General features: G+C 68.6%; 7 protein-coding genes and 1 pseudogene. 2 read left to right on the top strand and 6 right to left on the bottom strand.

Features of this window, described 5'->3' with window-relative positions; genetic code table 11:
* Nucleotides 1-183, top strand: a pseudogene (locus tag A5622_RS29995) (hypothetical protein); the annotation flags it as partial.
* 105 nt (nucleotides 184-288) lie between these two features.
* Nucleotides 289-2,037: a fatty-acid--AMP ligase FAAL21/FadD21 gene (fadD21, locus tag A5622_RS04385; protein WP_066876940.1), complete on the top strand. Its 1,749-nt coding sequence runs from the start codon at nucleotides 289-291 to the stop codon at nucleotides 2,035-2,037.
* Between the two features lie 2 nt (nucleotides 2,038-2,039).
* On the opposite strand, the gene A5622_RS04380 is transcribed toward fadD21, so the two are convergent.
* The 6 genes from A5622_RS04380 to A5622_RS04355 form a co-directional block, all read right to left on the bottom strand.
* A complete protein-coding gene (locus tag A5622_RS04380; RefSeq protein ID WP_066876939.1) occupies nucleotides 2,040-2,369 on the bottom strand; it encodes a hypothetical protein in 330 nt (109 codons plus the stop codon).
* Nucleotides 2,366-3,625, bottom strand: a complete 1,260-nt coding sequence (sat, locus tag A5622_RS04375) for a sulfate adenylyltransferase (protein WP_066864552.1) — start codon at nucleotides 3,623-3,625, stop codon at nucleotides 2,366-2,368. Before sat ends, A5622_RS04380 begins: the two co-directional genes overlap by 4 nt.
* An 80-nt stretch (nucleotides 3,626-3,705) precedes the next feature.
* Nucleotides 3,706-4,371: an adenylyl-sulfate kinase gene (gene cysC, locus A5622_RS04370; RefSeq protein WP_066876941.1), complete on the bottom strand. Its 666-nt coding sequence runs from the start codon at nucleotides 4,369-4,371 to the stop codon at nucleotides 3,706-3,708.
* 312 nt (nucleotides 4,372-4,683) lie between these two features.
* Nucleotides 4,684-11,031, bottom strand: coding sequence for a type I polyketide synthase (gene pks2, locus A5622_RS04365; RefSeq protein WP_066876937.1), 6,348 nt, complete (start codon nucleotides 11,029-11,031; stop codon nucleotides 4,684-4,686).
* 287 nt (nucleotides 11,032-11,318) lie between these two features.
* Nucleotides 11,319-13,682 carry an APC family permease gene (locus tag A5622_RS04360; protein WP_066876935.1) on the bottom strand — a complete coding sequence of 788 codons (2,364 nt, stop codon included), beginning with the start codon at nucleotides 13,680-13,682 and terminating at the stop codon, nucleotides 11,319-11,321.
* A gap of 112 nt (nucleotides 13,683-13,794) precedes the next feature.
* A partial coding sequence (locus A5622_RS04355) for an aminotransferase class I/II-fold pyridoxal phosphate-dependent enzyme (protein ID WP_156752835.1) occupies nucleotides 13,795-14,104 on the bottom strand: 310 nt, incomplete at its 5' end.

Raw genomic sequence — 14,104 nt, 5'->3', positions numbered from 1 at the left:
GAGCCGTCGACGGCCTCCGACCGGCCCGCGCCGGCGATGGGGTTCGCCGGAACCATCACCACCAGGGCCGCCACCGGACCGGCCGGAGTGAGCGCGGTCCCCGTCGACGAGCTCGACGACAGGCCGCGCATGCCGTTGCTGCCGGGTACCTGGGGCCCCGATCCCACAGCATCGAAACCCTAAGGAACACCGGCCTTTTGGCTCGCACCGAGCGCTGCGGCCCGGACCGACAGCACCGCCCCGTGCGATCGGCCGGCGCGAAAAGCCCGAGGCGGTAACCTAGCCCGCATGCAAAGTTCGTCCGTTGTCGGCCTGCTACGGGAGCGCGCCGGCCTGCAACCCGACGACTTGGCGTTCCGGTACACCGATTACGAGCAGGACTGGGCGGGCGTCACCGAGACCCTGACGTGGGCACAGCTGTATCGGCGGACCCTGACCGTGGCGCACGAGGTGAGGCGGCACGCCGGCACCGGGGACCGCGCCGTCATCCTGGCCCCCCAGGGCCTGTCCTACATCGTCGCGTTCCTGGGCGCGATACAGGCCGGGCTCATCGCGGTCCCGCTCTCGGTGCCGCAGCCGGGCTCACACGACGAGCGCGTCGCCACCGTCCTGGCCGACACCACGCCCACCGTCGTCCTCACCACGGCCGCGGCCGCCGCGGCCGTCGACGAGTGTCTGCACCGCACGGACTCGGCCACCGCCGACCCCGCCCCGACGGTCATCGCCGTCGATGCGCTGGGTTCGGACTTGTCGCCGTCGACGGGCATCCGGATCAGCGGCGACCCGCACATCGCATACCTGCAATACACGTCGGGCTCCACGCGCGTTCCGGCCGGGGTGATGGTGTCGCACCGCAATCTTGCGGCGAATTTCGCGCAACTGATGGCCGCGTACTTCCCCGACTTCAACGGCGTGGCCCCGCGCGACACCGTGTGCGTGTCCTGGCTGCCGTTCTACCACGACATGGGCTTGATGCAGGGCGTCATCGCACCCATCCTGGGCGGCTACCTGGGCGACGTGACGAGCCCGGTCGCGTTCCTGCAACGCCCGGCGCGCTGGATTCACGCGATGTCCCAACCCAATCCGGTCTTTTCGGCCGCCCCGAACTTCGCCTTCGAGCTCGCGGTCCGCAAGACCACCGAGGCGGACCTGGCCGGAATCGACCTGGGCAACGTCATCAGCATCGTCAGCGGCGCCGAGCGGATCCATCCCGCCACGCTCGACCGGTTCTGCAAACGGTTCGCCCCGTACAACTTTCGCGAAGAAATGATGCAGCCGTCCTACGGCCTGGCCGAAGCGACCGTCTATGTGGCCAGCCGGGCCCGGGCCGGCGGCCCGCGCGTCGTCCACTTCGAACCGGAGCGGCTGTCGGAGGGCAGCGCGCAGCCGTGCTCGGCGGAAACCGGGACACCGCTGCTCAGCTACGGCACGCCGGCGTCGCCGTCGGTGCGGATCGTCGACCCCGACACCCGCACCGGATGCGCGGCCGGAACGGTCGGCGAAATCTGGGTCAACGGCGGCAATGTCGCCGACGGCTACTGGCGCAAGCCGCAGGAAACCCGGCGCACCTTCGCCGGCGTCCTGGCCGACCCGCCGCCCGGCATCCCCGAGGGCCCGTGGCTGCGCACCGGCGACCTCGGCTTCATCTGCGACGACCAACTGTTCATCGTGGGCCGGATGAAAGACCTGCTGATCGTCTACGGCCGCAACCACTACCCCGAGGACATCGAGTCGACGGTGCAACGGATCACCGGCGGCCGGGTCGCGGCGATCGCGGTCCCGGTCGACGAGACCGAAAAGCTGGTCACCATCATCGAATTCAGCAAGCGCGGCGAATCCGACGAGGACGCGCGCCACCGGCTCGACGTCGTCAAGAACGACGTCACCGCGGCGATCTCGAAGTCACATGGGCTCAACGTCGCCGATCTGGTGCTGGTGGAACCGGGATCGATTCCCACCACCACGAGCGGCAAGATCCGGCGCGCGGCATGTGTCGAGCAGTACCGTCGCCAACGGTTCGCCCGGTTGGACGCCTAGCCCTACTGGCTGTTGGCCGTCTGGGCTTCCTCGAGGAAGTGACCCACCACATCGGGGCCGTTGGAGTGCAACTTGATGGACAGCTCGAGCAGCCTGTCCTTGACCTGCTTCGGCAGCAGCTCGATCGAGCGAGTGGTGGCCGAGTCGTACTTCGCCCCCGGGAAACGCTGCAGGAGAACATCTTTCTGCTCTTCGGTGGTGTAGATCTCGAGCAGCTTCATGCCGGCGAACGCCTCGATGGCCCGGTCCGCCATTCCGGCATTCGCCAGCGCCTCCAACCGTTCCTCGTTGATCCAGACGTTGACCTTGATCTTCTTCTCGGCGGTGCTCATGAGTTCTCCAATTGGTTCAGCGTGAAGACCGGCAGTCTGTCCTTGAGGTACTCCTCGGTCACGAACGGCGAACCCTGGCCATACTTGGCGGCGCTGTCCATCACGATTTCGAACACCTCGTGCCGCATCACCTTCTGGGTCGGCTTGACCTCGTCGGTCAGGATGCTTCGAATCAGGCTGCCGCTGAAGCTCTGTGACTGATCATCATGACCGCACAGGGCCGAATTGGTGACCTCCTGGCACACCGGGCAGTACCAGTTCTCCCGCAGGAACACCGGTTTGATCCCCAGCTCGCTGCGATATTGCTTGAGGATGTTCTGGGAATCGTAGGGGTGGTAAAAATCGCCCACGCCCGCATGATCGCGCCCGAACATGTGATGCGTGCAGCCCAGGTTCGTCCGCAGGATCGCGTGAAAGATGGCCTCCCGCGGCCCCGCGTAGCGCATGTCCCACAGCGTGAACGACACCAGGTGGACCTCCTCGCGGAAATATCCGCTGGTCCGCAACTCGTTCTGCGCCAACAGGATCGCCTCGTCGATGTAATCCCCGACCCGCTTCTGGCCGATGATGGCGTTGACCAGCACGCCCGTGTTCAGGCTGTCGACGGGCTGGTCCTCATTGGCCGCCAGCCACGCCTGCTTCATCAACGCCTCGTGGCCGGTGTGCGGAACGTTTCGGGTCTGATGGGCGACGGCGCGCTTCCAGTCCTTTTTCGCCAGCGCGTCCTTGTGCTGCCGCGGCGTGAGCCAGAAGCTCTTGAAGGGCTCGTTGAACACCGGCTCGTTGATGAGCGTGATGTCGCCGCCGATGAAACGATCCGCATAGGCCAATGTCTTCTTCACGCCCGGATGCCGGGAATCGGTAGTGCCATAAGTCTTTTCGGCCATCCGCTGCAAGTCGTACTGGTAGATCTCGGAGACCTCGAACAGCGCCATCGGGGCGTCGAGATATTCGAGGACGACGCTTTCGCCCTCCTTCACCCCGAACTTCTCGACGTCTTCTGCGGACAGATCGAACACGATCGGGATGCTCCACAGCGTGCCGTCGGGCAGCTGGAAGTCGTCCAGCGTGCCGTCCACTTCGCGCCGGCCCATGAACCCCGTGAGCGGGGTGAAGAAGCCGTAGGACAGGCTGATCACCTCGTGCGCGGTGGCCTTCGAGATCGGGACGCGCGGCAACCCGTCGATCCGGCTCGCCGCATTCTCGGTGGACACTCGTTCCACGATCGGCTTGCCGTTATGACCTTGGTAGCTCATATAAGTGACCTCGTTTCGCGTAATCAGCGGTCGTCCGTGCGGTGGACGGCTCCCGACGCCGTCGTCGCCGAACCCGTCCGCTAAGCGTTCCCGACCGCTCCCGAGATGACGCCTACCCGCTCGAGATGGGCGATCACTTCGTCGGCCAGCGTGTCCGCGTCCTTGTTGCCGCCTTCGAGGCGCAGCTCGGGCTGCGCCGGAGCCTCGTAGGGGTCGTCGATCCCGGTGAACCCCTTGATCTCGCCGGCCCGGGCTTTCTTGTAGAGGCCTTTGGGATCGCGCTGCTCGCAAATCTCGATCGGGGTGTCGATGAAGATCTCCTGGAAATCGCCGTCGTTCAGGGTGGCCCGGATGGCGTCGCGATCGCGCACGTAGGGGCTGATGAAGGCCGTCAACGCGATCACGCCGGACTCGCAGAACAGCTTCGCAACCGCGCCGATGCGGCGGATGTTCTCCTCACGGTCCTGGGCGGAAAAACCGAGGCCGAACCGCTTCGCGAACTCCGTTCCGTGCCGCTCTTCGAGCAGTTCCGGTCCGGCGTTGAGCCCATAGCGGACGTTGTCGCCGTCCAGCAGGAAGCTGCGGATGCCCCGCTCGTAGAGCTTCTGCTCGACGACGTTGGCCACGGTGCTCTTGCCGCTGCCGCTGAGCCCGGTGAACCAGATGACGCAGCCTTTGTGCCCATTGAGGCTCTCGCGCTCGGCGCGGCTTATCTGATGCTCGTGCCACGTGATGTTGTTGGCCATTCCCAGCTCCTGTTCACAACGTTTCGCCCCGCGCATGGACGCGTGCGCACGGATTCTCGCCCGCCGCATCGATCCTGGCCACACACCGTCACCATATTGTTTATCAATCAATCCGGATCAGAACCAGTCCACAAGTAAAGATGGTCAACTTAGGAGAGTTTGTCGCTGTGCTGCGGCGATCCGGCAAGCACCACCGCATCGCGCCCGTTCGACCGGCCCGGCCGACGATCGCGGCGGCCCGATGGGGCGCGGCGGAAGGGTAAAGACCGGCGGAATTTTATTTACCCGCCTCGCCCGCGACGCGTGGGCGGCTCAGGGCGCTGAGGGCGCGGCTTCCAGATCGGCCAGCTCGTCGCACAAGTGCTCGGCCAGATCGCGGACGGTGGTGATCTTCGTCGGGCTGATGCGCACACCCGTTTCGGTTTCGATGCGGGTCCGCAGCTCCAAGTTGCCCAGCGAGTCCAGACCGTAGTCGGAGAGCGGCCGGTCCGGATCGATGGTGCGCCGCAGCAGCAGGCTGATCTGGCCGGACACCAACCGCCGAATGGCCGACGGCCACTCCTCGCGCGGCAGCGCCCGCAACTCCGCGAGAAACTTGCCGGCGTCCGGTTTGCCGTGGGCCGACGAGCCGAACGCCTCGGCGAAGCGGCTGCGTTGGGCGAAGGAGGCCAGCCAGGGCGTCCCCATGATCGGCGCGTAGCCCGAGTACGGGCGGTCGTGACGCAGCAGCGTTTCGAAGGCGCGGAACCCCTCGGCCGGTGCGATCGCGATGCCGGCGTCCCGGGCCAGCGCCGTCGCGCGGCCCACCTCCGACCACGCCCCCCACGCGATCGAGGTGGCCGGCAGACCGCGGGCCCGGCGCCAGTAGGCGAATGCGTCCAGCCAGCTGTTGGCCGCGGCGTAGGCGCCCTGCCCCGGCGAGCCCACCAGCGCGGCGGCCGACGAAAACGCGCAGAACCAGTCCAGTGCCCGCCCGGTGTCTTCCTCCCGCAGGGCTTGATGGAGGTTCCACGCGCCGTAAGCCTTTGGCGCCCAACACCGATCGATGAGCTCGTCGGTGACATTCGCCAAAGTGGCGTCCTCGACCACCGCCGCCGCGTGCAGCACCCCCCGAACCGGCAGTCCGGTGGCCGTGGCACACGCCACCAGCCGCTCGGCCGTCTCCGGCTCGGCGACGTCACCGCACTCCACCGCGATGTCGGCCCCCGCGGCGCGCAGACGCTCGATCGCTTCACGCGCCCGCTCGTCGGGTTGCGAACGCGAGTTCAGCACGATTCGCCCGCAACCCGCGTCGCGCGCGGCCATCTGGCCGGCCAGGAACAAGCCCAGCCCGCCGATGCCGCCGGTGATGATGTAGGCGCCGTCGGACCGGAACGGCCGCACCGTGTCCGGCGGCACGACGGCCACACTGCTTCCCGCCCGCGACACGTCCAGCACCACCTTGCCGGTGTGCCCGGCGGCGGCGACCAGGCGCACCGCGGCGGCGGCGTCGCGAATCGGATAGTGCGTGGTGCTCGGCATCGGCAGTTCGCCGGCGGCGGTGCGCTGGTACACGGTGCTCAACAAACGCCGAACCGTCTGCGGGTGACTGAAAGTCAGCAGCGCGAGGTCGACCGCGAACAACGACAGATTGCGACGAAACGGGAACAGCCCCAAGTGGGTATCGCCGTAGATGTCACGCTTGCCGAGCTCGATGAAGCGCCCACCCACGGCCAGCAGTTCGATTCCCGCGCGTTGCGCGGCGCCGGGCAGCGAGTTGAGCACCACGTCGACGCCGTATCCCTGCGTGTCCGTGCGGATCTGGTCGGCGAATTCCGTGCTGCGTGAGTCGTAGACGTATTCGATACCCATGTCCCGCAACAGTTTCCGGCGCTGCGGGCTGCCCGCGGTCGCGAAGATCTGACAGCCCACGGCCCGGGCGATCGCGATGGCCGCCTGGCCGACGCCGCCGGTGCCGGAGTGGATGAGCACCTTGTCGGTCGGCAAGATGCGGGCCAAGTCATGCAGGCCGTACCATGCGGTCGCGGCCGCGGTGGGCACCGCGGCGGCGTCTTCGAGCGGCACCTCGGGCGGCAGTGTGACCGCGTGCCGGGCGTCGGCGATGACGAAGGTACCCCAGCACCCGTTGCGCGACATGCCGCCGACACGGTCGCCGACCTGATGCTCGGTGACGTCCGGTCCGACGGCGGTCACCACGCCGGCGAAGTCACCGCCTAACCGCTGCTGGTAGCCCTCGAGCGTGGGATAGCGCCCAAAGGCGACAAGGACATCCGCGAAGTTGACGGTCGACGAGGTCACCGCCACCTCGATCTCCCCCGGCCCGGGCGGCACCCGGTCGAACGCGGTGAACTCCAGCGATTCGAGGTCACCGGGAGTGCGGATCTGCAGGCGCATGCCGTCCCGCTCGTGATCGACGACGGTGGTGCGCCGCTCGGCCGGGCGAAGTGGGCCGGGCCGCAGCCGCGCGGCGTACCACTGGCCGCCACGCCAGGCGGTCTCGTCTTCCGCCGAGCCGCTGTTCAGCTGCAGCGCAACCCGTTCGGGGTCGGTCGCGTCGTCCACATCGATCTGGGTGGCGCTCAGATGCGGGTGCTCGGAGTCGATCACCCGCATCAGCCCGCGCAGCCCGGCCTGCTCCAGGTTCGCCACATCACCGGCGGTCACGGTGGCCGCGTTTCGGGTCACCAGATACAGCCGCGGCGACTCCCCGGGCAGCTCCGAGAGCTCACGGGCGACGGCCGCGAGGTGCGACACGTAGTCCCGGCCGCGCCGCCCCGCCTGCGGATCGCCCGCGGCGCCATCCGATGCCACCACGACGACGCCGGTGAGCCCCTTCAGCGGCCCGTGGCCGTTGGAGGCGGGCTGCCCGCCGCCGGACAACAGCGCCCGCAGCCGTGTGGTGTCCGCGGACCCGACGGGATCACACACCGAGACGCATTGCCCGCCATCGGTATTCAAGACTTCTGCCAGCCGCGTCGCGAACGGGTCGGGCCCGTCTGACGCGCCGAGCAGCACCCAGCGGCCCGGTTCGGTCTGCGTCGCGTCGGGCAGTTCCTTGGGTTCCCAGTCGATGGTCAACAGCCGCTCGTTGAGCAGTCGCCGGGCGTGTTCGTGTTCGGAGGCGCCGCCGACCAGCCGCAGCCCCTCGACGCTCAACAGCACCGTTCCGGACTGGTCCAACACGTCGAGGTCGGCCTCGCACTCGCCCGGGCGCGAGGACGTGACCCGGGCCAGGCAGTACTGCGCGTTGCGCGTCGAGTGATAGTTGCGCAGTCTGCGCACCCCGACCGGCAACAGCAGACCGCCGGCGCCGGCCTGTTGCACCTCGGGCGATACGACGACCGCCTGGAAGCACGCGTCGAGCAACGCCGGGTGTGCGGCGTAGGCCGGCTGCTGCGAGCGGATCGCGCCCGGCAGCGCGACTTCGGCCAGCATCGTGGTGATGCCCCCGTCGGCGACCAGCACCGCGGCCAGCCCCGAAAACGCCGGCCCGTATTGAATTCCCACGGCGTCGAACGCCTTTCGCAGTTCCGCGCCGTCCAGGCGGGATGGGTGGGCGGCGATCAGCGTTGCCAGGTCGTGCGCGGGCGGCTGCGCAGGCCCGAGTGAATCCGCGTCGTCGCCGGGTAGGGCGCGCAGCACCGCGCTGGCCCGGCGGGTGCGTTCACCGTCCTCGTGGGTGTCCACGGTGAAGTCGAGAACACCTGGGGCGGCCAGTGTGGCGGCCGAGGAGGCCGGCGTCTGGCCGGCCAGCAGCAGTGTCTGTTCGAACTTGACGTCGCGGACCTCGGCGCGTTCGCCGAGCGCCGCGCGAGCGGCCGCGAGCGCCATCTCGCAATAGCCCGCGCCGGGAAACGCTGCGACACCATGGATTTGGTGATCGCTCAGCCACGGGTGGGCGTCGGTGCCCACCTCCCCCTGCCAGACGTGACGCTCGGGTTCCTCCCGTAGGTGCACGTGCGCACCGAGCAGGGGGTGTACGGCCTGGACCGGGGCGCCGCGTGCGTGCTCATTGGCCTCGCGGCTCAGCATCAACCGGCGATGCGTCCACGTCGGCAGGGGGGCATCCACCAAGCGGCCCGTCGGGTATCGGACGGAGAAGTCGACCACCGCGCCCGCGCTGTGCACGTCGGCGACGAAGCCGCGCAAGCCGACTGGCAGTTGCTGGTCGCGGCGCATGGCCGCCAGGGCGGTGATGGGCATGTCCAGGCTGCCGGCGTTCTGCTCGACGGCGTGCGTCAGCAGTGGGTGCGGCGCCAGCTCACCGAAGACGCGGAAGCCGTCCTTGAGGGCGGCCTGCACAGCGGCCGCGAATCGCACGGTGTAGCGCAGGTTTTCGGCCCAGTAGTCAGCTGTGAACGAGGGCCGCTCGCGCGGGTCCCACAGCGTCGCCGAATAGTAGGGCACCTCGGGCGTCATCGGTTGCAGGCCGGCGAGGGCCGCGACCAGCTCGTCGAGGATCGGGTCCACCTGCGGCGAATGCGAGGCGACGTCCACCGCCACCTCGCGCGCCAGCACGTCCTGCTCTTGCCAGGCCGCGACCAGATCGCGGATGGTCGGGGCGTCGCCGCCGACTACGGTCGACGTAGGCGACGCGACCACGGACAGCACGACGTCGGAGATGCCGCGAATCGACAGTTCCGACAACACTTGTTGGCCCGGCAGCTCCACCGATGCCATCGCGCCGCTGCCCGCGATCCGCGCCATCAGCTTCGAGCGACGGCAGATCACGCGCACACCGTCGGCCACCGACAACCCGCCGGCGACGACGGCGGCCGCGGATTCGCCGAGCGAATGCCCGATGACGGCGCCGGGACGCACGCCGTAGGACTTCATCGTCTCGGCGAGCCCGACCTGCATCGCGAAGAGCGTTGGCTGCACCCGCTCGATGTCGGTCAGCGTCTCCGGTGCCGACATGGCCGCGGTGACCGAAAAGCCCGACTCCGCAGCGATCAACGGTTCGATGGCGGCGATCGTCGCGGCGAAGACCGGCTCGTTGGCCAGCAGTTCGGCGCCCATCTTCGGCCACTGCGAACCCTGGCCGGAGAAGACCCACACCGGTCCGCGGTCGCCTTGCCCCACCGCGGGCGGGTACGGGATGCCGCTCTCGGCGACCGCGCGCAGCTGGGCGCCCAACTCGTCGACGGTGCCGGCCGAGAGCACGGTACGCACCGGGCGGTGCGCGCGCCGCCGCGACAGCGTGTAACCCAGATCCCTGAGAAACGAGCCACATTCGCCGTCGGCAGCGCCGTGCTCGTCGAGCCAGGCCGCCAGGCGGGCTGCCGTCACGCGCAGTTGCTCGGCGGAGGTGGCCGACAGGGGAAACAGCAGCGGCCCTCGCGGTTCGTCCGCCGCCTGGGCCGGCGCCTGTTCCGGTGCCTGTTCCACTATGGCGTGCACGTTGGTGCCCGACATCCCGTAGGACGACACCGCGGCACGGCGCGGGTGACCCTTGCCGGGCCATGGCGTATTGCTCTGCGGCACAAACAGATTGGTCTCGATCCGGGCCATCTCGTCGGGCAGCCGGGTGAAGTGCAGATTCCGCGGTACCACGGCGTGCTGCAGCGCGAGGATCGCCTTGATCAAGCCCAGTGGCCCCGAGGCCGACTGCAGGTGGCCGAAGTTCGTCTTCACCGATCCCAGGGCGCAGGCACCGCCGACGCCGTACACGGCGGCCAGGCTGGTGTATTCGATCGGGTCGCCGACGGGAGTGCCGGTGCCGTGCGCCTCGACGAGGCCGACCGTGGCCGCGTCGACGCCTGCGAGCTGCAGGGCTTTGCGGTAGACGGCGACCTGAGCCGTTGGCGAGGGCGCCGCAATGTTCACGGTGCGACCGTCCTGATTGGCCGCGGTGCCGCGCAGCACGGCCAGGATGCGATCGCCGTCGCGCTGGGCGTCGTCGAGCCGCTTGAGCAACAGCATGACGCAGCCCTCGCCCGACACGAAGCCGTCGGCGTGCACATCGAAGGCGTGGCAGCGGCCGGTCGGGGACAGCATGCCCTGCAGCGAACCGGTGACGGACTTGCGCGGTTCCAGCGTCACCACCACGCCCCCGGCCAGGGTGAGGTCGGATTCGCCGCTGCCCAGGCTGCCGCACGCCTGGTGCACGGCCATCAGCCCCGACGAGCACGCCGTGTCCACGGTGACCGCCGGGCCGTGCAGCCCGAGGGCGTACGCGACTCGCCCCGACGCGAAGCTGTTGGACGTGCCGGTGAATCCGTACGGCCCTTCGGCCGCGCCGCAGTCGGCGGACAGCAGCTCGTAGTCACCGTGGGTCAGGCCGACGAACACCCCGGTCTGCGATTGGGAAAGCGACGCGGGGTCCAGGCCGGCATGCTCGACGGCATCCCACGACGTCTCGAGCAGCAGGCGGTGCTGCGGGTCGATAGCGATGGCCTCACGCTCGGTCATCCCGAAGAAGTCGCAGTCGAAGCCGCCGACGTCGTCCAGGAACGCCCCCCACCGGGTCACCGATCGGCCGGGCACGCCGGGTTCGGGATCGTAGAACAGGTCGGCGTCCCACCGGTCGGCGGGAATCTCACCGACGAAGTCGTCACCGCGCAGCAACGCCTGCCAGAGGCGGTGCGGGGAGTCGATCCCGCCGGGAAGCCGGCAGGCCATCCCGATGACGGCGACCGGTGTGGCGTTCACGGCACGCAAAGTGCGAGTCCCCTATCCTTGCCCGATCTCTGAGGCGCCTATTATGCAGATGTCAGTTTAGCTTCGGACCAGGTCAGCTTAGCGGGAGTAAACAATTTCGGGTCGGCCTTGCGAAAACGGACCGCGACGGCCGAGGGGCCGCGAAAGCCGCGCCGCGACTGCGTAATTGCGCCCATCCCGGCCCACCGGGGCGCCGCGACATCCGGCCGCCACCCGTCGTCGAGAGCCGGCGGGCGGGATCATCGAAACCGACTCACGCACAAGGCAATTCACGATTTCGCGGGTCGTTACGTGGCGCTGGTCTCTTCGGACTCTTCGGACTCGGTGTCGTTCGCGGGGTTCTCGATGACCTGATAGGCCGGATCGACCATCGAGATGGCCCGGGTGCCGGTCTGGCGGGCCTTCCCGGTGATCCGCAGCACCTGACCGGGCTGGATGTCGGCGCCGCCGTGGCCCGGGCGGAAGGTGACGGTCATTTCGCCGGTGCTGTCCCCGATGACGATCTGTCGGTGGGTGCGGCCTCGGGTGGTGACGTCTTCGACCTCGCTGACCCGGCCTTCGACGCTGGCGCGTTGCCCCGAGATCAGGCCGGCCACCATGACCACCGATCGCGGTCGCTGCGGGTGTTCGTAGGCGTCGACCTTGCGGTCTTCGTCCTGGGACACCCACGCCTCGAGCTTGTCGATCCCCTGCCCGATCCGCTGCTCCAAGGTGTCGGGGTAGGCCTCCCTGATCCGCGATTCGACGTCGTAGGGCACGATCGTCGCCGCGGCGTCGGGAATCAGGCTGACCGCTCGCGCGATCTTGTCGGCGGTGCGGTCGTGCAGCACGCGGCCCAGTAGCCGGGCGAAGGTTCGCCGCGGCAGCAGCACCGTCACATTGGTGCGCGCGTTCTCGTCACGCGCCTTGGCGACCAGCAGCTGCGCGGCGCGGCTGATCCGACGGTCCGGGCAGTCCACGATGCGCAGCGGGGTGTCGAGTTCGAAATGGTCCCAACGCTTTCGCAGCAGCGCCGCGTGGGCCGGGTCGACCATGAAATGCACCGCGATCAGTTCGTCGGCCCGCAACCCCCTGCCGTAGCGCAGCGCCTCGATCACCGCCAGATCGACCGAGTCGACGAACACGAACACCCGGTGCCGCGCGTACTTCACCAGCTCCGGGCGATCGGTGCGGAACATCTCGAGAATGGCGGCCTCGGCCCGGTATTCGCGGTTGAGCCGGGTCAGCATGAACACCAGCAGCGGGAACACGATGACCACCAGCCAGGCGCCCTCGGTGAATTTCGCCACCGCGAAGATGCCCACCACGATCGTCGACAGCACCGCCGCGGACAGGTTGATCGCCAGCCGGCGGCGCCAGCCCGGTTCCCGATGCGTCAGATGGTGTTTGGTCATGCCGTAGCCGGCCATCGAGAAGCCGGTGAACACCCCGATCGCATAGAACGGCACCAGGGCATTCACCGACCCGCCGGTGGCCACCAGCAACGCGACCGACAGCGCCGTCAGCGTGATGATCCCGTTCGAAAACACCAGGCGGTGACCACGTTTCGTGAGCTGCCTGGGCAGGAAGCGGTCGTCTGCGACGAAACTGGCCAGCGCCGGAAAGCCGTTGAAGCTGGTGTTGGCGCCGGTGAACAAGATGGCAGCCGTTGCCGCTTGGACCAGGACATAGAAGACGTCGCCGACAACGCCGTTGCCGAAGACGGCCCGCCCGATCTGCGACAGGACCGACGGGTACTCGGTCAGGTACGGCGTCGCGTGGGTGACGTGCGCCAGGTAGGCGACGCCGGCCAGCAGCAGGCCGAGGATGGCGGCCATCGCGGTCAGCACTCGGCGCGCGTTGCGCCCCTGGGGCTTTCGGAAGTACTCGACCGTATTGGAGATCGCCTCGACCCCGGTCAGCGACGAACCACCGTTGGCGAACGCACGCAGCAGCACCAAGATCGTGGCGCCCAGCACCAGCCCGTTGCCCTGGTGCACCGGGACGGTCCCGGCCATATGCGTGGGGTCGTAGATGGGCAGGTTTCCGATGACCGCGCGCACGACGCCGACCACGATGGTCAGGGCGACCATGACGACGAAGGAATACGTCGCCACCGCGAACGGCAATCCCGCCTCCTTGAGGCCGCGCAGGTTGGCGTAGCAGATGAGAAGCACCACGGCGACGGTGAGTTCGAGGCTGTAGGGGCCCAGCGCGGGAATCGCCGAGACCACCGCGACGGTCCCCGCGGCCGACTGCACGGCGACCGTGACCACGTAGTCGATCAGCAGCGCCGCGGCGGCGATCTGCGCGACCCGCGGTCCGAAATTGTCGCGCGCGACGATATACGAGCCGCCCGCCCGGGTGTAGGCCATGACCACCTGCCGATACGAGGCGGCCACCAGCACCAGGATCAGCAGGATCACGCCGGTGATGGGCAGCAACAGCAGGAAGGCGGCCAGCCCCGCATGCGGTAACAGCTCGATCAGGATCTGCTCGGGGCCGTACGCCACCGAGGACACCGCGTCGGGCGAAAGAGCCCCCAGCGCAACCTGATTCGACAACTTCTCGGATGCGATGTCCTCGGTGATCAGCGGCTTGCCCAGGAACACCCGCTTGGCGATGTCCCCCAGCGACAGCGGGATGCGCAGCTTGCCGGTCGAACTGGTCACGAGCACCGTCCTTACCCGAGGTTGAGAACGTGGAACGCCTGAAGATGCATTGTGCACGCTCGCCGCTCTCTTGGGGCCCGGGCGGTGCGGAAAGGCCGGGCCGGATCGCCCGCTAAGCGAGTCGTTGCACGGCGGCGGCGATCCGCTCGTCGGCGGCGGTCAGCGCCACCCGAACGTGCCGCGCACCGCGCGGGCCGTAGAAATCACCCGGGGCCACCAGGATGCCGCGCTGCGCCAGCCAGGCGACGCTGTCGTGGCATGGCTCGCCGCGGGTGGCCCACAGGTACAGGCCGGCTTCGGAATGGTCGACGGTGAAGCCGGCCGAGCGCAGGGCGGGCAGCAGGGCCGCGCGGCGGCGCTCATAGCGTTGCCGCTGTGCCAGTTCGTGGGCGTCGTCGTCGAGGGCCGCCACCATGGCCGCC

The organism is Mycobacterium sp. 1245801.1, assembly GCF_001673055.1.
Classification (GTDB): Bacteria; Actinomycetota; Actinomycetes; order Mycobacteriales; family Mycobacteriaceae; genus Mycobacterium; species Mycobacterium europaeum_A.
The sequence above is the reverse complement of the archived record's forward strand: the minus strand, read 5'-3'. Positions and strand labels throughout refer to the sequence as shown.